This window comes from Halorhabdus sp. CUG00001 (assembly GCF_009797925.1).
In the GTDB taxonomy this organism is placed as follows: Archaea; Halobacteriota; Halobacteria; order Halobacteriales; family Haloarculaceae; genus Halorhabdus.
This window is the reverse complement of the sequence record NZ_VOLB01000001.1, coordinates 1,805,507-1,826,064: the sequence shown is the minus strand read 5'-3', so window position 1 is coordinate 1,826,064 and position 20,558 is coordinate 1,805,507. Positions and strand designations below refer to the sequence as shown.

Genomic DNA, 20,558 nt, shown 5'->3' with positions numbered 1-20,558 from the left:
GATCAATCGCGCCAGTCACGAATTCGATCCAGGAGGCGACCTGGCGCGCCTACGATTTTGGTCGCCACGCCGATCAGCACCATCAGCGCGTACAGGCCGAGTGTCGACAACCAGATCACCAGCATCGCCAGGATTGCCCAGCCGCCGCCCAGGAAGTAGAAGGCCCCGAGCGTCATGACTGTCCCGTACAGCAAGACGAGGTACGGTCCCCAGCCGTGGGCGTGACCCCGACGGACGCGCCGGCGGACGTACCGCTCGAGGTCGCTTTCGAAGTCATCTCGATCGACCGTCCGGTCGTCGATCTCGGCTTCGAGGCGCTCGATCTCGGCGCGTAACTGTTCGACCTCCGCGTGCTGGTCGGCCTCAGTCTGGCCGCTGCCCTCCCGATCCAGCGCGTCGGTCCCGTCGCCCGCCCCGTCTCTCCCGGTCATTGTCGGGTCTCTCCCGGACGTGTGAGGCGATCGAAGTTGTAATTGCCGGTCTGGCCCCGCAAGGACGGCGTTGACGACGCCCCCAAGCAGGAGGACACTTGCCCCAACGTACAGCCAGGTGACAAACAGCAGTGCGCCGCCAACCACGCCGTAGACGTCGAACTGGCCGGCATTCGCGGCGTAGACCCGAAAGACGACACTCAATACCGTCCACCCGACGGCGGCCGTGATCGCCCCCGGGGCTGCTTCGCGGAGCCCGACTGACGTGGCTGGGAGGACGATGTACACCGGCAACAACAGGCCCGATAACGCGACAACGACCGCACTCGTCTGGGCGAACCCGGCGAAGGCGATACCCGCCTCCGAGAGGAGGACTGTGCCAGTGACGACGGTCCCCACGCCGATCCCCAGCGCGAGTAACGCGAGACTTGCCCTCCGCAACTGGCCGCGGAACGTTTCCTCGTCGGCGGTGCCATAGATCGTTCCGAACGCTATCGTGAGACCGCGAAAGACACGCAACCCACTCCAGGCCAGCACGCCGACCCCGACGATGGTCGCACTGGTTCGACCGCTCTCACTGACGAAGGCTTCCTGGAGCAACTGACGGCCACTGGGCGAGAGTGCCCCGCTGACCGTACCGATGACCTGCTGGGCGATCGCATCGCCACCAAGCAGCGAGCCGACGGCCACGACCAGCAAGACAAGCGGGAACACCGAGACGAACGCGTAATACGCCGTCCCCGCCGCCAGAAAAGATAGTCGAGTCTCCCGAACGGTAGTGACGATCTCCCGGGTCGTCCCGATCAATTCACGTCCCTGTCGTTGCATGGGCGTTGCTCCACCCGGCCACGACAAAACCGCTTGGCTGGTTTCTCGCTGTCTGTCCGCTGGGCGGGGCTGCAACTTACCGTATCTCTCCTGGAGCGAAAACTGATTACGTCAGGCTCCCGCAACTGATGGTATGAACCAGCGACTGGTCTGGCGCATTCGCCAGGTCACCGGTGCGGGCTTTACCGGCGGCCTCCTGTTGGTCGGATGCGGACTCGCGGGACTTCCCGGGTCGCTGCCGCTTTCGATCGCCCTGATCGGCAGTGGCCTCGCCGGCACGGCACTGCGCCATCGTCTCTATGGCCTGCTGGACAATCGAGCGTTCGAGGCATATCTTACCGCCCTTCCCGCCGGCCCACTGGTTGCTGGCCTCGTCCTGTTGGTCTTTGCCGGGGCGTCGCCGGGTGAACTCCAGACGCTTGGCGGCGTCGTTGGCCTCCTCGCGCTGCTCAATCACCTCTTGCGCCCGATCTACGGCCTGCTCTCTCTCGTCGTCACTCGCCTCTCGGGTGCGCTGGCCTGACGCTTCTGCCCCGTTCCACGTCGCCGCCTACAGCTTTGCCGTTGCCGTCCGAATCGCTTCGACGTCGGCATCCGTTTTGAACGTCGTCCCGCCGTAGTGGGTGCGGCTGGCGTCGTAGCCCCCCTCCCGGAGCGCGGCGAGAAAGTCGTCCATGGCCATCGCCGACCGGTCCCAGCGCTTACAGAGACGGTGTTGATCGTAGTGGGTCGGTTCGTCCAACTCTGCCGAGAGCGTTTCGAGGAGCGTTCCTGCACGGTCGCGGCTCTCCATCGTCTCTTCGAGGTGTGTTTCGACCGTATCGAGGAAGCCGGACTCGTGGGTCGACCCGAGCCACAGCGGCCCGGCTGTCTGGAGGTGCTCACCGCAGTGGGGACAACTCTCTGGCGGGTCGGCGACGAGTCCATCGGCCGTCGAGCGATACAGACAATGCTGGCAGTGGTGGACGTGGCCGAGTCCCGCGATCGCATCGTCGGCGACCTGTGCGCCGTAGTCGAACTCGAGGTAGGTCCGCACGTAGTGATCGCTCGCGTGAGTGAGGATCGGCCGGGCCGCAACGTCGTAGCGTGCGGCGGTCCGCACCAGCGCGCCCAGGAGCATCCGGACCGCCATCTCGCCGTGGTACTCGGTGTTTCGCGGGACCGCGCTGTAAGACCGGACGCCACTGTTGAAGTGAGCCCCACACAGGGGCGCGAGGTCGGTCGCCGTCACCGCGAGTAGGCGACTCGCGCTGTTGACCGCGGCGTCGGCAAACGGGATCGGCGTCCCGAACGGGTCCAGATCCACGACGTCGAACTGTCGTTCGTGCATGAGTGCGTTTGCGTTCCGGTGGACGACGTCGCCATCGAGGTCGTTGCTAGCGAGATTTGCCCGGCAGCGCTCGACAGCATCGTGATCGACGTCACACAGTGTCGTCTCGAAGTCGTTTGCGGCCGCCCGCACGCCGCGGATGCCACTTGCCGCCGTCGCATCGAGATAGGTCTCGACGGGGTGCTCGTCGCGAGCGTCGATCCGTTCGCGGTAGGCTTTGAGTGTGGCGACCGTCAGGTCTCGATTCAACTCCTGGTCGGGATTGAAAAAGACGGCATCGCCGACACCTGCCTCGGCCTGCTCGGGGACATCGACGGTTACCCGTCCCTCCGTGACACGCATATCCTCGCTGGGCCGGCCGTGAGGAAAAGCCCCTCGCTCTTGGCCATCCTCGAGTGCCCAACTGGCCACCGCTCTGCCAGGCCTGTCGTCACCCGTCGGGCGTATCGCCTTTTATACCATCTGTGATCATAAGTACTGCGAGGGTGCTCGTCGCGCCAGCATCTACAATATAAAAATGTTGGGGACGGGACGACGACGGACCGATCGTTGGCCCGAGAGGCTATCGTCCGGTCGGTGGCGCGAATCTCGTCCCAGAGTGCATGCTGTGCCACTTTTCACTACCGCTCTGTGAGTATAAACACGGCAATCGCTGCGTTCAACCGCTTGCCGGAGAGCCGATCGGCCCTGTGCTCCCGCATTTTATATGTCATGATCGACCCCCTCCATTTATAACTATATAGAGTATATAAGTATGTGATGTCGCACGACACGACCAGGCGGACGTTCCTGCAAGGGATCGGCGCGACTGTAGCGACCGCGGGTATCGCCGGAACGGCGAGTGCGTACGAGCCTCGTTCGGCGACGCGGTTTGCACAGTTCAACATCGAGGATCTCACAACGTCGCAGGTTCAAGAAGAAGAGACTAGTTTCTACGAAGACAGCTCCGGCGACGAGCAGGCAGCTGCGGCCGCAGAACTCATTCAAGAGATCCGGCCGGACGTCCTCGTCATCAACGAGCTGACAAACAACATTCAGCAGGGCAAGAAGACGGACAAGACGAACATCCGGGCGTTCATCGACAACTACCTCCGCGTGCCACAGCGGGACGATCTGGACCCGATTCCGTTCCCGTACACCTTCCAGCCACCGGTCAACACCGGCGTCCTCCCCGAGGAGGATTACGACTTCAACAAGGACGGGAGTGCGGGCGAGCGGCCCGGCGACGCCTACGGGTTCGGGTTCTACCCCGGCCAGTACGGCATGGCGATCGCCAGTCAGTATCCCATCCTGGAATCCGATATCAGAACCTTCCAGGAGTTCCTCTGGGCGGACATGCCCAACAACCTGATGCCCCTCGACGACGGCTCGATGGACCTCGACGAGGACGGCATCTACCTGACTCCGGAGGAGACAGACGCGTTCCGTCTCTCCTCGAAGACTCACGCCGACATTCCGGTTCGCGTAGACGGCGAGCCCGTTCACGTCCTCACGTCTCACCCGACCCCGCCACAGTACGACGGGCCGAACAACTTCAACGGCCGCTGGAACCACGACGAAGTCCGGTTCTGGGCGGATTACGTCGCCAACGCCGAGTACATCTACGACGACGACGGCAACGAGGGCGGACTCGACGACGATCGCTACGTCCTCATGGGCGATCAAAACGCCGCGGTCATGGGCGAACGCATCCTGAAGCCGGCCCACGCGTTCTTCCGGGAGAACAAGGACTTCTACACGGACGAACTCCCGAGCAGTCCCGGCGGCGAGAACCTCGGCAAGCCGCATGCGACCCGGATTCGCGGGCCGCGACCTGGCCAGGCCGGTGATGGCGATACCGTCGTCGGCCAACTGGATCGCGTGCTGCCCTCTCCCGCCCTCTCCTACGAGGATGGCGGCGTCGTCTGGCCCAAACCGAGCGATAGCCGGATCGAGACGGTCCGAGCCGCGTCCGACCACCGTATGGTCTGGGCCGATCTCGAATCCCCGTCCCAGTCGTCCGGTGTCAGCGAACTGCTCGCAGCGCTCCGATCGGATTCGTCGTCTGCGGACTAGCCTCGACGCGTTGTCGGCCCCAGCGGGCCGAGCGCCGTCCCCTCCGCCTTGAACTGCCGGTCCCGGCGGGTTGACGTTCACCGCTCTTTTTCGGGCGGGGTTGTGATTCGATCTTCGTTGCTGTGTCCCGAACACTGCGTGCACCGAACCTGTTTTGCCCGACGCCATCCAAACGGAACCAGTGACTGGCCTCGAAGAGTGGCAAGCGGCTCTCGCTGAAGCGGGCGAACTCACCGCCGACGTCGTCGACCGTATCACTACTGTCCACGACTCCCGTGGCGTCCGGGCCATCGAGGCTGTCGCCGAGGATCGCGTCAAGGAATACGAGGACTTCACGGTTGTCGTCGGCCACAGCGACGAATACGTCATCGAGGGCGGCGGCTGTACCTGCGAGGACGCCGCTTACAATCTGGATCCCGACGATCCGACCGCCCTCTGCTGGCACGTTTTGGCGGTCAAGATCGCCCGGGAGATCGACGCTGTCGACCACCACGACATGTACTACTCTGACGTCCGGGATTTCGTGTGACGGCCGGTTAGTCTCGTCGCCGGCGATCGAAAGCTGGCATTTGCTAACTGTACCCATGATTTAATGGTTCAGGATTCCAAGACCGGGTACAATCATGGAGTCGCGGGACGAGATCGTCGTGTTGCACGTCGACGACGGGTCCGCGTTCGTCGAGACGGCCAGCCAGTTGCTCGCCCGTGAGGACGAGCGCCTCGTCGTCGAAACCGCGACCAGTGCTGCCGCGGCCCTGGACGTACTGGCGGAGATCGATGTCGATTGCATCGTCAGCGACTACGAGATGCCCGACTGTGACGGGATCGCGTTCCTCGAAGCCGTTCGTGCTGAGTACGATGACCTGCCGTTTATCCTCTTTACGGGCAAAGGGAGCGAGGAGATCGCCAGCGATGCCATCTCTGCTGGCGTGACCGACTATCTCCAGAAGGGGGCAGGCACGAGCCAGTACGCCGTCCTGGCCAATCGGGTCACGAACGCGGTCGCGACCGCCCGCAGTCGGGACCGGGCGGCGACGATGCACCGGATGCAGAAAGTCCTCCGGGACGTCAACCAGCGTCTCGTCCGCGCTGAAAGTCGGGCTCAGATCGAAGCGGACGTGTGTACAGTTATCAGCCGGATCGAGCCCTACGGACTGGTCTGGATTGGCGCGCCTGCGGGCGGCATCGTCACGGTCCGCGCGAGTGCCGGTCCCGCAACCGACTATCTGGATGCACTCACTGTCGAGATCGATGATGCCGCTCCCGCGGTGGAACCGACTGCACAAGCTCTCGGCGGGGCCACGTCGGTCGTGGTCCAGTCGATCCCGGACGATCCCGCCCCGGAGTCCTGGGAAGCCCTCGCCCGTGAGCACGGCCTCCGAGGTGTCGTCACCGTACCACTCGTTCACGACGGCCGGCAGTTCGGGGCCTTGAGTGTCTACAGCGACCAGCCGGCGTTTTTCGATCAGCGGGAACACTCTCTGCTGGCCGAACTGGGCGAAGACGTCGCACACGCGATCCATCGGGCCGAAAACGAGCGGGAATTGCGAGACAAACAGGCCGATCTGCGCGTCTACGAGCGGGCCGTCGCGTCTTCGAGTGATCTACTGGCCGGGATCGATACCGACTATACGCTCATTTTCGCCAACGAGCGCTACCGGGAATTTCACGGCATTTCCGAGGATGCCGTCGGCGAGATCCCGCTGCCCGACGCCTTAGGCGAGGTCTGGTCCGAGCAAATCAAAGCACGCGAGGATCGCGTTCTCGATGGTGCGATTCTCAACTACGAAGTGACGCGGACGGGCCCGGACGGTGACGAACGGACCTTTTCGGTCCGCGATTATCCACTGAAAGACCGCGACGGTACGATCCTCGGGGTCGTCGGGGCGATGCGGGACATCACACCGCGAAAGATCGCCGAGCGGGAACTCAAACGCTACAAGGAACGGTACGATCTCGCCGTCGAGGCGGCTGAAATCGGCATCTGGGATTGGGATATTCGGACCGACGAGGTCCAATTCAACGAGCAGTGGGCGACGATGCTTGGGTATTCGATAGCGGAGATCGACGACACCCTCGACGCCTGGGAACAGCGCGTCCATCCGGAAGATCTCCCCGACGTCACGGCCGCCTTGGACGCTCATCTGGCCGGTGAGACCGACCGCTACGAGAGTGAACATCGCATGCGAACGGCCGGCGGGGCCTGGAAGTGGGTCCAGGACATCGGTCGGGTGACTCGCCGCGACGAGGACGGCGACCCGCTCCGTGCTGTCGGGGTGCACATCGACGTCGACGATCGCGTCGGGTGAGCCTCTCAGACCAACACGTCGACCGCGTACCCGTTCTCGCGAAGTGTCCCGAGCAGCGTTTCGACGTGCTCCGGGCCGCGCGTTTCGATGTCGAGATCGACGACCGTATCGTCCATCGCGATGTCACGCGAGGCGCGGTCGTGCTCGATGGCGTAGATGTTGCCTTGCTGGGCGGAGATGATTTCGACGAGATCCTCCAAGGCCCCGGGGTGATCCTCGAGGACGGTCCGGATCCGGAGGTACCGGCCCGTCTCGATCAACCCGCGCATGATCATCGTCGTCAGGACGTTCAGGTCGACGTTCCCACCGGACAACACCGGGACGATCGTCTCGCCGGCCTCGTATTCGAAGGCGTTCTCGAACAGGGCAGCGACGGGCACCGCCCCGCCGCCTTCGACGAGTGTCTTCGTTCGCTCTAGCAGCTTCGTCACCGCGACGGCGATCGCCGAGTCCGGGACGGTGACCACCTCGTCGACCCGCCGTTGGATCACCTCGAACGTTCGCTCGCCGACCTTCCGGGTCGCGATGCCGTCCGCGATCGTGTCGACGCCCTCGCGCTCGACGATCTCGCCCGCTGCCAGCGACTGCGGGAGGCTGGCCGCACCCTCGGCCTGGACGCCGATGACGCGGACGTCCTCTGAGAGGCCTTTCAGCGCGGTCGCGACGCCGCTGATCAGTCCCCCGCCGCCGACCGCGACGACCACCGTGTCCACCTCGGGACAGTCTTCTTCGATCTCCAGGCCGAGAGTTCCCTGGCCGGCCATCACCATCTCGTCGTCGAAGGCAGGGACGTACGTTCGATCTTCTGCGTCGGCGATCTCGTGGGCGTGTTCGGCTGCCGCGTCGTAGTCCTCGCCGTGGAGGACGACGTTGCCCCCGTAGCTGCGGGTGGCTTTGACTTTCGCGACGGGTGCACGCTCGGGCATGACGATCGTCGAATCGACCCCCATCTGGCTGGCTGCGAGTGCAACACCTTGGGCGTGGTTGCCGGCGCTGGCCGCGACGACACCGGCGTCTTGCTGGGCTTCGGTGAGTGTTGCGATCCGGTTGGTCGCGCCACGGATCTTGAACGAGCCGGTCCGCTGGACGGTCTCGTATTTCAAGTGTACGTCCGCGCCCGTCATCTCGGAAAACGAGTACGACCGCTCTAGGGGCGTGTGTCTGGCTGTCCGGGTGACCCGATCGCGGGCCGCCAGGACGTCCTCGCGGGTGAGCATATCTGCACTTCCGACTGGACGCCAGTAAGGGTAGGGGAAGAGAGCGTGTGACTGCACTCGAAGCGGGTGGTGGAGAGTACTTAAATCTCGTGGTAGCGTGATGGGCGTAAAATCGCAGGACTCAAAGCGGTTAGAGGAGCAGTCTGACGGGTGACCGACGGACGTCCGGTTACTTCAATAGAATCTCCGGCGGTCGTACCGAGACAGCGATCATCCGCTCGTGACAACGTGATCCGTTCGTGGTGCGTCCCAGTCGCCGGTCGTGTCTTCGTGTCAGCGTGACCCGATCGATCACTCTCCCAGCCACCGTCGGTTCGGTCCCTCTCTCGCTGTGAGCAGGCGTGTGGCTCTCATTTCTGGGTTGTGTCTCGACATCTGCAGTGTCCGCGTTGAACCGCTAATTGACCAGTGTCGTGTATTCGAGGTCTCCGTCGTCGTCGATCCCGATTTGGCTCTCGACGAATCCCGGATACAGCGTTACGTTCTCGTCGATCGACTGGCCGTCCAGCGCCGCCTGCACCCGGTAGGTCGTCTCCGGTCCCTGGAGGGTCACGATCGTCTGCTCGGCGTCGGCCTCGACCGTGACTGTCTCGTTGAAAAGGACGGCCGACTCGTTGGTGACAGAAACGCGCAGTGTGTGACGCTCGTCGTCATTGTTGGTGAGGACGACTGGGGCATCGTCACCATCCAGGATCGTCGTGGGTTCGCTCGTCGTCGTTGCCGTCTCCGTTGTAGCTGGGGTCGCTGTCGGGGCTGCTGTCGTCGGCGTCGCGGTCGGCGTTGCGGTTGTAGTGGCGGTTGGCGTTTGGGTCGTCGGCGCACTCGTCGTCGCACAGCCTGCTATCGCGACGATACCGACGACCACAAGCAGGGGGACAAGGCGGCTCGACATACCGATCACTGGCCATCAATGTGGTATATGTTTTTGGGCGAACGGGAATCGTCGAGCGCATCGATAACACAAACCGGCCGTTGAGTCTTCTGAAAGCACTTTTCAGTGGCCCCGGTAGGGACGCCCATGAACCGACGAACGTTCCTGGCACTGTGTGGAACGGGGGCCCTCGGCACTGCCGGCTGCTTGTCCACGGCGAGCGACGACGGTCACTCGCCAAGCGAGACCCGACAGCAGCCTGGAACGACAGCGGCGTCCCCGACCGGCATCGACTCCAATGGCCCCGACGAAACCGCGACACCGACGAAGGAAGACATCGAGACGAGCACCCGGACTGGGACCGAAACGACGCAGACGTCACCCGTCACCGTCGAGTACGACGTTCGAGCCGGCGACGTTCCCGATACCGTGCAATCTCTCGACGTGACTCTCCAGGTGGTTTTCCTCAGCGACGCTGGGGAGATGACGGCCTGTTTGCGGGAAACCTACACGGGACCGTACAAGCCGACGCCAACGCCGATTCCGACGCCAACCCAGGACGCCTGCCATCGGTCAGACCCGTTCACGATCGACCTCACCGAGATCGAGTCCGGGTACTCGATCGGTCCACTCAGTGCGCCCGGTTCGTTCGCGGCGGGCCACGCCCTGATCGTCACCGAGGTGACCGCGACGGACCAGGACGGCGAGGCCGTCCCGATCAAAGGGACCGGGGGCCACCGTGCCGCCGTCGTCGAGGAGCGACCAGACGGTCCGTACCAGGTCGAACTCGGCGTCACGGCAGGCCCGGACGAAGCTGAGTACGCCTACGAACTCGTTTCGACCTTGCTCGAACCGACGAACTGACGGACTAGAATCCAAACTTGTCGAGCGATTCGGCGCCGAGCCTACCGCTCGTCGATCCGGACGAATGCCTGATCGTCGGGACCGACGTAACGGGCTCGCGGGCGGATGAGGCGGTTTTCGTCCTGGTATTCGAGGACGTGGGCGACCCAGCCGCCGACGCGACTCATCGCGAAGATGGGCGTGTAGATGTCGACCTGGCCGATTTGGACGGCATCGATCCGTAGCCAATTCGAATACGGCGCGTGTCGCTCCGCTGAACAGATCGAAGGAAAGCTACTCGTCGAGTTCGTCGAAGAGAGTCCGATCCTCGTCGATAATACGACGAACCCGAGCACGGAGATCGTCCGAGTTGTCGTCCGATAGTTCTTTCCGGCACATCGATTCGTCTTCCGGATTCTCGGATCGATCTCTCTCGCTATTCCCCACGCTTGTCGATCCGAACGAATGCCTGATCGTCGGGGCCGACGTAGCGTGCCCGCGGCCGGATGAGGCGGTTTTCGTCCTGGTATTCGAGGACGTGGGCGACCCAGCCGCCGACGCGACTCATTGCAAAGATGGGCGTGTAGATGTCGATCGGGATGCCCATCTGGTAGTACATCGACGCCGAGTAGAAGTCGACGTTCGGCGCGATGCCCGTCTCTTTGTCCATGAACTCCTCGATGGCCCGGCTATAGGAGTACCACTTGAACTCGTCTGCGGCCTTGCCCAGGGCCTTGGATTTCGCGCCGAGGATCTTCGCCCGGGGATCCTTGACGCTGTAGACGCGGTGGCCAAAGCCGGGGATGCGCTCGCCGCCCTCGATGGCCTCCCGAGCCCACTCGACGGCCGTCAGCTCGTGCTCGTCGATTTCGAGCAGCGTGTGCATCACGTTCTGGTTGGCACCGCCGTGTAGATCCCCCTTCAGCGCGCCGATGGCGCTGGTGACCGAGCTGTGCAGGTCAGACAGCGTCGAGGCGGTCACCATCGCGGCGAAGGTCGAGGCGTTGATGCCGTGGTCGGCGTGGACGACCAGGGCCATGTCGAAGATGTCCGCGAGCGTCTGGTCGGGTTCCTCACCGTTGAGCATGTACAGGAAGTTCGCCGCGTGGCCCAGGTCCTCTCGGGGCGGGACGTACTCCTCGCCGTCACGGAAGCGCTTGTAGGCGGCGACGATCGTCGGCATCTTGGCCGTAATTCGCCGCCCCTTCCGCTGGGTGATCTCGCCGTTGCCCCCCTCCCCGGTCGAGTCCTCGGGATCGTAGGCCGACAGCATCGAGACGGCCGTCCGGAGAGCGGCCATCGGGTTCTCCTCGGCGGCCGCCAGCTCCCGGATCGTCGAGAGGACGGCCTCGTCGACCTCGCGTTCGTTTGCCATCCGCTCTTGGAAGTCCGCCAGTTCCGATTCGGTCGGCAACTGCCCTTCCCAGAGCAAGTACAGTACCTCCTCGAAACTGGCGTTTCTGGCGAGGTCCTCGATGGCGTACCCCCGGTAGACGAGTCGGCCCGCGTCGCCGTCGATGTCACTCAATGTCGACTCGGCGACCAGCACGCCCTCTAGTCCCTTCCGGAGCTCCTCAGGCATACCCTATACTGCTTTCCGTCAAGGAAAAGCATTATCGTTTCCCGGTCTCGTCTGCCGGCGTCTCCTGTTTTTGGTCCGTTTACTGGTCGAATGGCGCCGTTTCGGGTCTGTCGCTGGACGTTCGTCTCTCTTGGCGAGTGGTATGGTACCAATAACCGATCCCGGTCGACGCCGGGCAATCCTTTTGGCCCGTGGCGCTGAACCGATACTGAATGTCGCCCGACGAGGCTGTCAGCTACGAGCCGGTCAGTGTCAAGGCAGTGCTGGCGGAGATGAAAGACACTGCCGAGCTGTTGATCGATCTGTCGTATTCGGCCGTCCTGTTGGGGAGTGACGATATCGCCGAGGAAGTGCTCGTCTTAGAAGAGCGCATGGACGTCTTGCACCTGCAGGCACGGATGAGTCTCCTCATGGCCGCCCGCAACCCGTCCGATGCCGAGGCGCTCGCCCCGGTGCTTGGGGTCGTCGGGGCTGCCGAGAAGATCAGCGACGCCGCGGGCGACATCGCCAAGGTCGTCCTCGAAGACGTCGGCCTGCCGCCGGCGATGCGAGCGACGCTTCCGGAGGCCGTCGAGACGCTGGTGCGGGCAACCGTCACAGATGGGTCGTCTTACGCCGGCCGGTCCCTCGGTGATCTCAACCTCGAAACCGCCACTGGGGTCCGCGTGATCGCAATTCGTCGCCAGGGCGAGTGGCTGTTGAATCCCGACGCGACGACGGCACTCGAAACCGGGGATGTCCTCCTGGTGCGCGGGCCGGACGACGGGATCGCCGATGTCTACGCGGTTGCGACCGGTGAAGACTACGAGCCGCCGGCCGCCCCCGAACCGGCCATCGAGGACCTCGAACGGGCGGTCGACTCGATCGTCCTCATGAAGAACATGAGCGAACTCGCCGTCGACCTCGCTTATGGGGCCGTGCTGTTCGACAGCGAGGCCGTCGCCGAGGAGGTCCTCGAACTCGAAGCGGAAGTCGACGCCCTCCAGTCCCGGTTTGAAGCCTGGACGCTCCGGGCGGCCGGCCGGGTCGAGGAGCCGATCAGCCTCCGGGGGATGGTCCGCCTCGCCAACGCGACGGAGGTGATCTCGGATGCCGCCCTGGAGATCAGTGAAGGTGTCCTCCGGGGATTGGGGACCCACCCTGTGGTCGCGGCCGCCGTCGAGGAGAGTGACGAAGTGATCGTCCGGGAGGCCGTCGACGCCGACAGCCAACTCGACGGCGTCACGCTCGGTGAGCGGGAACTCAAGACCGAGACGGGGATGCGCGTCATCGCCGTCCGCCGGCCTCGCGACCAGCCGACTGGCAAACACGGGTCCGAGTGGGAACTCTCGCCTGGGCCGACGACGGAGGTCAACGCGGGTGACGTCCTCATCGCCAAGGGCACCCGCAGCGGTGCCGAGCGGCTGGCGACCCTCTTGGACGGTGCTTGAGCGGCGGTGGGTGTCGACTGGGCGCCGTCACCGGCGATCCGGCGGGCCGTCCTCGGCGGCCAGTTTGTACGCTTCAGCCCCGACCAGCACCGTCGTTACGACCGCGCCCACGCTCAGTGCCAGGACGACCAGGAGCGTCACGTACAGCGCTCGCGTCACGAGCGAGCCCGCCCGGAGGACAAACAGCACGTAGAGACCAACGGCGAAGGCCATACCCGCCCCGAAGCCGAGCTTCGCGTGTTCTTGGACCCGGAGTGCACGGACCAGTCGTCTACGGCCGTTCGATGCCTCGGACACGGGTCGACTTGGCGCGGGACCGTCAAGAACTCCCCGGACCAGCGATCCGGCCGGCTGCTGGGAACGGTGCCGGCCGTGGTGCCGCCGCGACACCGCCGTGTGCCTTTCCGGCACGCTTGACCCACATCGAACTGCTAAAGACGGTGGCCCCGTCCAGTACGCACAATGACGAGTCTGGGGACGGCGACCGCCGCGCCCGGCGAGATCGCCACCGGACGAATGCACGTCGGAGAGACCCGCGATGGGAGTGCGGTCGGCCTGCCGGTCGCCGTCGTCAACGGCCGCGAGGACGGCAAGACCTTGTACGTCCAGGCGGTCAGCGATGGCGACGAACTCAACGGCGCAGGCGTCCTCACACGGCTCGTGCCGACACTCGATCCCGACGCGATCAGTGGCACGATCTTGCTCGTCGGGATCGTCAACTACCACGGGTTCCAGGTCGCCGAACATCGCAATCCCATCGACGACACGAAGCTGAACCGGGCCTACCCCGGCGAGGAAGCCGGTACCACCAGCGAGCGCCTCGCCGCGGCGACCTTCGCGGCTGCCTCCCGGGCCGATCTCGTGCTCGACCTGCATCAGGGCTCGACCAGTCGGATGATCGACGAGACCCGGATCCGGTGTGGCACACGCCACCGTCTTCACGAGGCGTGTCTCGAACTCGCGAAAGCCTTCGGCTGTGGGCACGTCCTCGACCAGAAGGGGCCAGACGGCCAGCTCGCCCGGGCCGCGCCCGACGAGGGCATCCCGACGATCGATCCCGAACTCGGCGGGGCCGTCGGCTGGGACGAGGGCTCGATCCAGGTGGGGGTCGAGGGCGTCCGGAACGTGCTCAGACACTACGGCTTCCTCGACGGAACGGCCCCGATGGAGACCCAGACCCGCGCCAGTGGCTTCGACCAGTACGGTGCACCGGCTGGGGGGCTGGTTCATTTCGAACCCGACCTGGGCGAGCGCGTCGCGGCCGGCGATCACCTCTTTTCGGTGACGGACGTCTTCGGGACCGTCAAAGAGCGTATCAGCGCCGACTCCGACGGTATCTTCTGGCGGACACGCCGGCTCCCGCAGGTCGCGACCGGCGAGTACGTCTGCTCGGTCGGGACCACTATCGATTCGTACTGACCGTCGAGTATCGCCCGATGCCACACCGTCGTATCGACGTCCCGTCACCGACACCACTGGCACTCTGGCGGGTGAGACACGATCGTTCGGGGCTCTATCATCGAACGCACGGTGCTGGCTTCGTCGTCACCCGCTCCCTAGAGCGTTCACTCCGACGCTGAGTCGAGTGTGTTGTTGCGTGTCCATGGGGCGTGATCGGTCGGTGGCACCTTCGATAGCGACACGATCTTCCGGGGAACAAGGGGTATTACGGGACTCTCCCTTACTCCCCCTATGCGAACGTCTTCGAAACGCAGGCTCTCTATCCTCCTGGCTGCCAGTCTCGCGGCGGTCCTCTCGGCTGTGCCGGTCAGTGCCCACGTCGAGTACGTCACCGGCGACGAGGGCACTGGGAACGCCGCTGAACTGTTCACCGCTGTCTTCACCGATCCGGGCAGTCTCGTGTTGCTCACCGGCGGTGCGATCGGTGCGCTCGCGCTGGTCGCGGGGTATCTCCGCTTCGCCAGCGTCGTTCCGGACATTGCCGTCGCCAGCAAGGCCCTCCAGTCCTACCGGCCCTATCTCCCCTGGATGCTCCGGCTGTCGGTCGGCCTCCCGCTGGTGGGCGCTGGCTTTGCCGGCTACCTGTTCACGCCGAGTCTCCCCGTCGAAGCCCGACTCTTGCAGGTCGCGATCGGCTTCCTGCTGTTGTTCGGGTTAGCGACCCGCGTGGTCGCGGCGATCGGGCTGGTCGTCTATCTCGGCTTGCTCGCCACCGATGCCACGCTCTTGCTCGCCAGCGAGTACATCGCGGGCTTTCTGGGTATCATGATCGTCGGGGCCGGCCAGCCCAGCGCCGATATGCTCATCCGGCGGCTGGTCGTCACTGATGGCACCCTCGCCAGCCGCGGCCGCGGCCTGCCGACGCCGGCCGAACTCGCCGGCCGGGTCGGGATCGACGAGTGGCCCCTCGCCCCCTTGCTCCGGCTGTTCGTCGGGGCGAACTTCCTGTATCTGGGTGTGACCCAAAAGTGGTTCAACCCTGCAAGCGCCCTCGCGGTCGTCGAGAAGTACGAACTGACCCGGGTCGTCCCCGTGGCGCCCGAACTGTGGGTGTTCGGCGCGGGCTTAGTCGAGGCCGCCGTCGGCGCGGCGTTCATCCTGGGGCTGTTCACCCGCGGGAGTGCCGCCGTCGGCTTCCTGATGTTGACGACGACGCTGTTCGGCCTACCGGACGATCCCGTCCTCGCCCACATCACCCTGTTTGGCCTCCTCTCGGCGCTGCTGGTCGTCGGGAGCGGCCGGTACTCGCTTGACTCCTCGCTCGTTCCCGCCATCCGGCAGCGACTCGACCCTCACTGGGAGTCGCCGGCCGATCCGGCATCGGCGGCCGACTGAGCATCGACCGATAGATCCGAGTCTCGGGGCCGAGGAGTGACGGTATGAAACGCGTCTGTACCGACTGTGGACGGACGTCTCCGACTGCGGGTCCCTGGCGGTGTTCGTGTGGGTCGCCACTGGCGCTCCAGGCATTGTCGAGGCTGCCGGCGACGCCACCCGCTCTCGATCGGGACGCTGGGCTGTGGGCCTGTGATGGGTTCGTCCCCGTCGCCCGCCAGGTCACGCTCGGTGAGGGCTGGACCCCGCTGATCGACAGCGAGCGCGGTATCCAGTACAAACTCGAACACCTGTTTCCGACGGGGAGTTTCAAGGATCGCGGTGCGGCCGTCGTCATCTCTCGTGCCGTCGAGCGCGGGGCCGATCGCGTCCTCGAAGACTCTTCTGGTAACGCCGGGCTGGCGATCGCCACCTATGCGGCCCGGGCCGGGATCGACGCCGAGATCTTCGTCCCCAGCGACGCCACGCCCTCGAAGATTCGGGCGATCGAGGGGACGGGAGCCACAGTCCGGCAAATCGACGGCTCCCGAAGGGCCGTGACTGACGCCTGCATCGGGGCCGTCGAGCGAGGGGACGGGTACTATGCGAGTCACGCCTGGGACCCACTCTTCTTGGCCGGGACGGCCACGTTCGCTCTGGAAGTGCTCGCCCAGCGCGACTGGACGGCCCCCGACGCAGTGGTGACGCCGCTGGGTCACGGCACGCTGTTTCTGGGTGCAGCACAGGGCTTTCAGCGCCTTTACCGGGCGGGCTGGATCGATTCGCTGCCACGATGCTACGGTGTCCAGGCCAGCGGCGTCGCCCCGATCGCTGCCGCTCGGGGCAACGAGCGCGACGCGGCCCGCAACGACGTGGCTGACGGCATCCAGATCGCTGACCCGGTGCGGCGGCGTCAGATACTCGATGCGATCGAGACGACAGAGGGCGATGCGATCGCAGTCACGGCCGGCGAAACCGAGCGCGCACACGAGCGACTGCGTGGAGAGGGACTGGTCGTCGAACCGACGAGCGCGACAGCGGTGGCGGGCGTGGCGCGACTTCGTGAGCGAGGGGCGATCGCGGATGGTGAGGACGTGGTGGTCCCACTGACGGGGCGAAACGGCACCACGATTCGCTGACTGCCCCTCACAGTGTGAGCGTGCAGAACGCCGGGCTTTCCCGAGTAGGCACCGACGGAAAGCCTTTACCGCTGCCACAGCGTAGCCGCGAGCAAATGGTACTCGACGATTTGGGATCGTCTCTGCGGGGGGCACTCGACAACCTCCGGGGGAAGTCCCGCATCAGCGAGGACGACGTCGCCGATGTCGTCCGGGAGGTCCAGCGGTCGCTCCTCCAGGCCGACGCGGACGTCGACCTGGTGATGGAACTTTCGGACAACATCGAGACGCGGGCCTTAGAGGAGGAGCCACCGGCCGGCACCTCTGCCCGTGACTGGGTGTTGCGCATCGTCTACGAGGAACTGGTCGATCTGGTCGGTGAATCGACGCCGATCCCGCTTGAGCCCCAGACGATCGTGCTGGCCGGCCTCCAGGGGTCGGGGAAAACCACCACGGCATCGAAAATCGCCTGGTGGTTCTCGAAGAAAGGACTGCGCCCGGCGGTCATCCAGACCGACACCTGGCGGCCCGGCGCCTACGAACAGGCCGAGCAGATGGCCGAACGCGCCGAGGTCGACTTCTATGGCGATCCCGATAGCGACGACGCGGTCCAGATCGCCCGTGACGGCCTGGAAGCCACCCAGGACGCCGACGTGCGGATCGTCGACACCGCCGGTCGCCACGCCCTCGAAGACGACCTCATCGACGAGTTAGAGGAGATCGAATCGGTCGTCGAGCCCGACCGGAACCTGCTGGTGCTCGACGCCGCGATCGGCCAGGAGGCCAAAGAGCAGGCCCAGCGCTTCGAAGGGGCTGTCGGGATCGACGGCGTCGTCATCACGAAACTCGACGGGACGGCGAAAGGTGGCGGGGCCCTGGTGGCCGTCAACGAGACCGATTCGACGATCGCGTTCCTCGGTACCGGCGAGACCGTCAAGGACGTCGAACGCTTCGAGCCCTCCGGATTCGTCTCCCGCTTGCTCGGGATGGGCGACCTCGAACAGCTGACCGAGCGCGTCGAGCGCGCGATGGAGGAGACGGGCGAGGAAGAAGACTGGGACCCCGAGGACATGCTCCAGGGAGAGTTCACCCTGAAGGACATGCGCAAGCAGATGGAGGCGATGAACAAGATGGGGCCGCTCGATCAGGTGATGGACATGATCCCGGGCCTGGGCGGTGGGATGATGGACCAACTGCCCGACGACGCCATGGACGTCACCGAAGAGCGCATGCGTGACTTCGAGGTCATCATGGACTCGATGACCGAAGACGAGCTAGAGAACCCGCGCCAGATCGGCCGCAGCCGGACTGATCGTATCGCCCGTGGCTCTGGGAAACCAGAGGATCGGATTCGGGAACTGCTCGAACAGCACAAGATGATGGAACGCACGTTGAAGCAGTTCCAGGGCATGGGCGACGCCGACATGGAGCGCATGATGAAACAGATGGACCAGGGCGACATGGGCGATATGGGCGGCGGCATGGGTGGCATGGGCGGCAACCCGTTCGGATAACTACCGTCTGCGAGCAGCGACCGGTCTCGGTCAGACCAACTGCTCGAAACGTCGCTGCAACCGCATTCGACCGACCGATTCAGGGTTCTGACGCCGGTGGACGGACAGGTAGCCGCGGGTGCCTACCGGGGTCTCTCGTCTCACTGCCGACTCGAAAAATAGTTACTCTTCGGCCCGCTCGCGCGTCTGCTGGCCGAGTGCCCGGGCAAGTGCAATCACAAGCCCCAGCCCGGCCTGAACGTCGGGGTCACGAGTGGCCTTCAGCAGTCCGATTGTACCGATTTGCTCGGGATCCTTGCTTGTGGCTTCACCCAGAGCAGCCAGCACCTCCTCGAGGCCGCGTGCAACGTCGTCGTCAGCCGCGGTATCGGCGACTTCGCCAAGCCGCGTCCCGGTCGAGGCAAGCGACATCACCATCTCGTCGTCCATCGCGGCGCTGGCCAGGGAGGCCAGTTCCGCCAGTTCGAGCAGGTCGTCCAGCGTGCCCGTTCGCTGCAATTCAGCTATTTTCTCGACGCCATCGGCGAGATCGTCGGCGTTTTGCCCGACGGCCTCGCCGAGCTGGACGGTCTCGTCGGTCGCGATCTCGTTGGCTGCGAGTCCGAGATTCGTCCCCGTGCCGGCAAGGGACTGGACCATCTCGTCGTCCATCGCCGACGTGGCGACGTCGGCGCCGTCCAGCAGGTCGTTGACCAGATCGAGACGTTCGAGCAGGCGGGCGACCGCCTCGGGGTTCTCGGCGACCAGTGATTCGAGATCGACGTCGGTCTCACTCTCTCCGTGCCCGTTCTCGGTTGCCTCTTCCGTCTCGACGTGGCCAGCACCGCCGTCAGTACGGAGCCGGTCGGCAGGGTCCTCGGTCATGACTGGCACCTCACAGCAGTCCCCTGGCGGTCAGCCAGTAGGACTCGTTGTAGCCCAGTTTCGCCCAGTGGACGGGTTTGGATGGTTCGCGCATCGCCGGCTCGTCGCCGTACCCGAACTCGACGAACGTCGCCTCGTCCATGCCAGTCTCGATGAAGCAGACCGTCTTCCCGTCGTAGACCGAGGTCGGCGTCTGACCCCGGACGCGGCTGGCGATCCGGTCGGCGACGACGCCGGCCTCGTAGTGGGCGACGCTGCCGGCCTTGCTCGTCGGCACGTCGGCCACGTCGCCGATCGCGTAGACGTCTTCGGCCTGTTCGGCCTCCAGGGTCGCTCGGTCGACGTCGATCCAGGTATCGCCCAGTCCGCCCTCGCTCACGAGGTCACTGGAAGTGTGGGGCGGGATCGCCACGAGCAGGTCGTAGTCGAGTTCGTTGCCTTCCATGGTCTCTAAGACCTGTGCGTCGGGATCGACCCGATCGGCGTTGAAGAACGTCTCCAGGTTGATGTCCCGGGACGCAAGTTTCGGTCTCGCCCAGTCGGCGACCGATTGCAGGCCGTGGGCGCGCTGAATCGGGTACGTGTACGTGATCTCGATGTCCTCACGGATGCCGCGTTTCCGGAACCAATCGTCGGCCATGAAGACGAACTCCAGAGGTGCGGCCGGACACATGTGCGGGACGCCGATGACCGACAGCACGAGATGCCCCTCATCGAAGTCCGCCAGCTCGTCTCGAAGCGCCTCCGCACCCTCGGGTCCGTAGAAGTGATGGCCGCCCTCGGTGAGGCCGGGGACTTCCTCGGGGTCGAGACTCGCGCCTGTTGCCATCACGAGGTGATCGTAGGCGAGTTCGTCGCCGTCTTCGAGCGTGACGGACTTGCCGTCGGTGTCGATCCCCGTGACGCGATCGATACGCAACTCGACGCGGCGATCCAACAGATCGGTCAGTGGCCGTTTGGCCTCCTCGACGGTCTTCTTGCCGAAGGGGACGTAGAGGTAGGCGGGTTTGTAGTGCTGGTGCTCGCCGTCGTTGATCACGGTCACGCGGGCCTCGCCGGCGTCGATCGCCGGTTCGAGGCGCTCGGCGAGCCGGTTCGCCAGGACAGTGCCGCCGGTGCCGCCACCGACGACGACGATCTCGTCGGTCATGTAGTCTCGACGTAGATGGCCCAGTGGTCGTCGATCTCTTCGACCGTCAGTAGTTCGTGGCCGGCCTCATCGAGCCACTCGGGCACGTCGTTTTTCGAGCCCTCGTCGCTCGTCAGCAGCTCGATCGTCGTCCCTGCCTCGACCTCTTTGACCTTGCCGATCAGGTCCATCAGCGGGCCGGGACAGGTTGCACCGCGCGAATCGATCTCGATGTCGGGAGTTGGTGTGTCACTCATTGGAA

At 64.8% G+C, this 20,558-nt stretch carries 19 protein-coding genes and 1 pseudogene; 10 read left to right on the top strand and 10 right to left on the bottom strand.

What is annotated here, in order from left to right; translation table 11 throughout:
* Positions 1–2: 2 nt before the first annotated feature.
* Entirely contained in the window at positions 3–1,259 is a 1,257-nt protein-coding gene (locus FR699_RS09195) for a YihY/virulence factor BrkB family protein (protein WP_158855223.1), read from the bottom strand.
* A 133-nt stretch (positions 1,260–1,392) separates the two neighbouring features.
* On the opposite strand from FR699_RS09195, the gene FR699_RS09190 reads away from it, so the two are divergent.
* A complete protein-coding gene (locus FR699_RS09190; RefSeq protein WP_154553070.1) occupies positions 1,393–1,782 on the top strand; it encodes a hypothetical protein in 390 nt (129 codons plus the stop codon).
* 27 nt (positions 1,783–1,809) lie between these two features.
* Here FR699_RS09190 and FR699_RS09185 read toward each other — a convergent pair whose 3' ends face one another.
* Entirely contained in the window at positions 1,810–2,931 is a 1,122-nt protein-coding gene (locus FR699_RS09185; RefSeq protein WP_158855222.1) for a tRNA (guanine(26)-N(2))-dimethyltransferase, read from the bottom strand.
* 417 nt (positions 2,932–3,348) lie between these two features.
* Between FR699_RS09185 and FR699_RS09180 the strand changes: the two genes are divergently transcribed.
* The 3 genes from FR699_RS09180 to FR699_RS09170 all read left to right on the top strand — a co-directional run bounded on the left by FR699_RS09180 (position 3,349) and on the right by FR699_RS09170 (position 6,953).
* On the top strand, positions 3,349–4,644 hold the full coding sequence (locus FR699_RS09180) for a twin-arginine translocation signal domain-containing protein (protein WP_154553072.1): 1,296 nt from the start codon (positions 3,349–3,351) through the stop codon (positions 4,642–4,644).
* Positions 4,645–4,825: 181 nt separating this feature from the next.
* Positions 4,826–5,173 (top strand): hypothetical protein, encoded by a 348-nt coding sequence (locus FR699_RS09175; protein ID WP_195837595.1) that lies wholly within the window; start codon positions 4,826–4,828, stop codon positions 5,171–5,173.
* A gap of 94 nt (positions 5,174–5,267) precedes the next feature.
* Positions 5,268–6,953 carry a PAS domain-containing protein gene (locus tag FR699_RS09170; RefSeq protein ID WP_158855221.1) on the top strand — a complete coding sequence of 562 codons (1,686 nt, stop codon included), beginning with the start codon at positions 5,268–5,270 and terminating at the stop codon, positions 6,951–6,953.
* Between the two features lie 5 nt (positions 6,954–6,958).
* On the opposite strand, the gene ilvA is transcribed toward FR699_RS09170, so the two are convergent.
* The gene (ilvA, locus tag FR699_RS09165) at positions 6,959–8,170 is read right to left on the bottom strand and encodes a threonine ammonia-lyase (RefSeq protein ID WP_154553075.1); all 1,212 of its coding nucleotides are present in this window, start codon (positions 8,168–8,170) and stop codon (positions 6,959–6,961) included.
* 397 nt (positions 8,171–8,567) lie between these two features.
* The gene (locus FR699_RS13200; RefSeq protein WP_199268308.1) at positions 8,568–9,062 is read right to left on the bottom strand and encodes a hypothetical protein; all 495 of its coding nucleotides are present in this window, start codon (positions 9,060–9,062) and stop codon (positions 8,568–8,570) included.
* Positions 9,063–9,188: 126 nt separating this feature from the next.
* On the opposite strand from FR699_RS13200, the gene FR699_RS09155 reads away from it, so the two are divergent.
* The gene (locus FR699_RS09155) at positions 9,189–9,905 is read left to right on the top strand and encodes a hypothetical protein (RefSeq protein ID WP_158855220.1); all 717 of its coding nucleotides are present in this window, start codon (positions 9,189–9,191) and stop codon (positions 9,903–9,905) included.
* 41 nt (positions 9,906–9,946) lie between these two features.
* On the opposite strand, the pseudogene FR699_RS09150 reads toward FR699_RS09155, so the two are convergent.
* A pseudogene (locus FR699_RS09150) lies at positions 9,947–10,099 on the bottom strand (citrate/2-methylcitrate synthase); the annotation flags it as partial.
* 221 nt (positions 10,100–10,320) lie between these two features.
* Positions 10,321–11,466, bottom strand: a complete 1,146-nt coding sequence (citZ, locus tag FR699_RS09145; protein WP_158855219.1) for a citrate synthase — start codon at positions 11,464–11,466, stop codon at positions 10,321–10,323.
* Positions 11,467–11,678: 212 nt separating this feature from the next.
* Between citZ and FR699_RS09140 the strand changes: the two genes are divergently transcribed.
* Entirely contained in the window at positions 11,679–12,896 is a 1,218-nt protein-coding gene (locus tag FR699_RS09140; protein ID WP_158855218.1) for a potassium channel family protein, read from the top strand.
* Between the two features lie 27 nt (positions 12,897–12,923).
* Here the strand turns inward: FR699_RS09140 and FR699_RS09135 are convergent, their stop codons facing one another.
* A complete protein-coding gene (locus FR699_RS09135; protein WP_154553079.1) occupies positions 12,924–13,193 on the bottom strand; it encodes a hypothetical protein in 270 nt (89 codons plus the stop codon).
* 165 nt (positions 13,194–13,358) lie between these two features.
* Between FR699_RS09135 and FR699_RS09130 the strand changes: the two genes are divergently transcribed.
* From FR699_RS09130 to FR699_RS09115, 4 genes are all read left to right on the top strand, one after another.
* Positions 13,359–14,315, top strand: coding sequence for a succinylglutamate desuccinylase/aspartoacylase family protein (locus FR699_RS09130; RefSeq protein ID WP_158855217.1), 957 nt, complete (start codon positions 13,359–13,361; stop codon positions 14,313–14,315).
* Positions 14,316–14,588: 273 nt separating this feature from the next.
* Positions 14,589–15,692 carry a DoxX family protein gene (locus FR699_RS09125; RefSeq protein ID WP_158855216.1) on the top strand — a complete coding sequence of 368 codons (1,104 nt, stop codon included), beginning with the start codon at positions 14,589–14,591 and terminating at the stop codon, positions 15,690–15,692.
* Between the two features lie 44 nt (positions 15,693–15,736).
* A complete protein-coding gene (locus FR699_RS09120) occupies positions 15,737–16,810 on the top strand; it encodes a threonine synthase (protein WP_158855215.1) in 1,074 nt (357 codons plus the stop codon).
* Between the two features lie 95 nt (positions 16,811–16,905).
* On the top strand, positions 16,906–18,303 hold the full coding sequence (locus tag FR699_RS09115) for a signal recognition particle protein Srp54 (RefSeq protein ID WP_154553082.1): 1,398 nt from the start codon (positions 16,906–16,908) through the stop codon (positions 18,301–18,303).
* A 162-nt stretch (positions 18,304–18,465) separates the two neighbouring features.
* Here FR699_RS09115 and FR699_RS09110 read toward each other — a convergent pair whose 3' ends face one another.
* From FR699_RS09110 to FR699_RS09100, 3 genes are read right to left on the bottom strand one after another with little or no spacing between them, the layout of a single operon-like run.
* Positions 18,466–19,167 (bottom strand): DUF1641 domain-containing protein, encoded by a 702-nt coding sequence (locus tag FR699_RS09110; protein WP_158855214.1) that lies wholly within the window; start codon positions 19,165–19,167, stop codon positions 18,466–18,468.
* Positions 19,168–19,177: 10 nt separating this feature from the next.
* On the bottom strand, positions 19,178–20,317 hold the full coding sequence (locus tag FR699_RS09105; protein WP_158855213.1) for an NAD(P)/FAD-dependent oxidoreductase: 1,140 nt from the start codon (positions 20,315–20,317) through the stop codon (positions 19,178–19,180).
* Positions 20,314–20,553: a sulfurtransferase TusA family protein gene (locus FR699_RS09100; protein WP_158855212.1), complete on the bottom strand. Its 240-nt coding sequence runs from the start codon at positions 20,551–20,553 to the stop codon at positions 20,314–20,316. Before FR699_RS09100 ends, FR699_RS09105 begins: the two co-directional genes overlap by 4 nt.
* Positions 20,554–20,558: the final 5 nt, after the last annotated feature.

What these genes read in the sequence shown, in the direction of transcription:
- FR699_RS09125 (WP_158855216.1), top strand. Translation starts at nt 14,589, where the DNA reads ATGCGAACGTCTTCGAAACGCAGGCTCTCTATCCTCCTGGCTGCCAGT.
- FR699_RS09185 (WP_158855222.1), bottom strand. Translation starts at nt 2,931, where the DNA reads ATGCGTGTCACGGAGGGACGGGTAACCGTCGATGTCCCCGAGCAGGCC.
- FR699_RS09180 (WP_154553072.1), top strand. Translation starts at nt 3,349, where the DNA reads ATGTCGCACGACACGACCAGGCGGACGTTCCTGCAAGGGATCGGCGCG.
- FR699_RS09190 (WP_154553070.1), top strand. Translation starts at nt 1,393, where the DNA reads ATGAACCAGCGACTGGTCTGGCGCATTCGCCAGGTCACCGGTGCGGGC.
- FR699_RS09110 (WP_158855214.1), bottom strand. Translation starts at nt 19,167, where the DNA reads ATGACCGAGGACCCTGCCGACCGGCTCCGTACTGACGGCGGTGCTGGC.
- FR699_RS09155 (WP_158855220.1), top strand. Translation starts at nt 9,189, where the DNA reads ATGAACCGACGAACGTTCCTGGCACTGTGTGGAACGGGGGCCCTCGGC.
- FR699_RS09140 (WP_158855218.1), top strand. Translation starts at nt 11,679, where the DNA reads ATGTCGCCCGACGAGGCTGTCAGCTACGAGCCGGTCAGTGTCAAGGCA.
- FR699_RS09170 (WP_158855221.1), top strand. Translation starts at nt 5,268, where the DNA reads ATGGAGTCGCGGGACGAGATCGTCGTGTTGCACGTCGACGACGGGTCC.
- FR699_RS09195 (WP_158855223.1), bottom strand. Translation starts at nt 1,259, where the DNA reads ATGCAACGACAGGGACGTGAATTGATCGGGACGACCCGGGAGATCGTC.
- FR699_RS13200 (WP_199268308.1), bottom strand. Translation starts at nt 9,062, where the DNA reads ATGTCGAGCCGCCTTGTCCCCCTGCTTGTGGTCGTCGGTATCGTCGCG.
- FR699_RS09100 (WP_158855212.1), bottom strand. Translation starts at nt 20,553, where the DNA reads ATGAGTGACACACCAACTCCCGACATCGAGATCGATTCGCGCGGTGCA.
- FR699_RS09105 (WP_158855213.1), bottom strand. Translation starts at nt 20,317, where the DNA reads ATGACCGACGAGATCGTCGTCGTCGGTGGCGGCACCGGCGGCACTGTC.
- FR699_RS09115 (WP_154553082.1), top strand. Translation starts at nt 16,906, where the DNA reads ATGGTACTCGACGATTTGGGATCGTCTCTGCGGGGGGCACTCGACAAC.
- FR699_RS09130 (WP_158855217.1), top strand. Translation starts at nt 13,359, where the DNA reads ATGACGAGTCTGGGGACGGCGACCGCCGCGCCCGGCGAGATCGCCACC.
- ilvA (WP_154553075.1), bottom strand. Translation starts at nt 8,170, where the DNA reads ATGCTCACCCGCGAGGACGTCCTGGCGGCCCGCGATCGGGTCACCCGG.
- citZ (WP_158855219.1), bottom strand. Translation starts at nt 11,466, where the DNA reads ATGCCTGAGGAGCTCCGGAAGGGACTAGAGGGCGTGCTGGTCGCCGAG.
- FR699_RS09120 (WP_158855215.1), top strand. Translation starts at nt 15,737, where the DNA reads ATGAAACGCGTCTGTACCGACTGTGGACGGACGTCTCCGACTGCGGGT.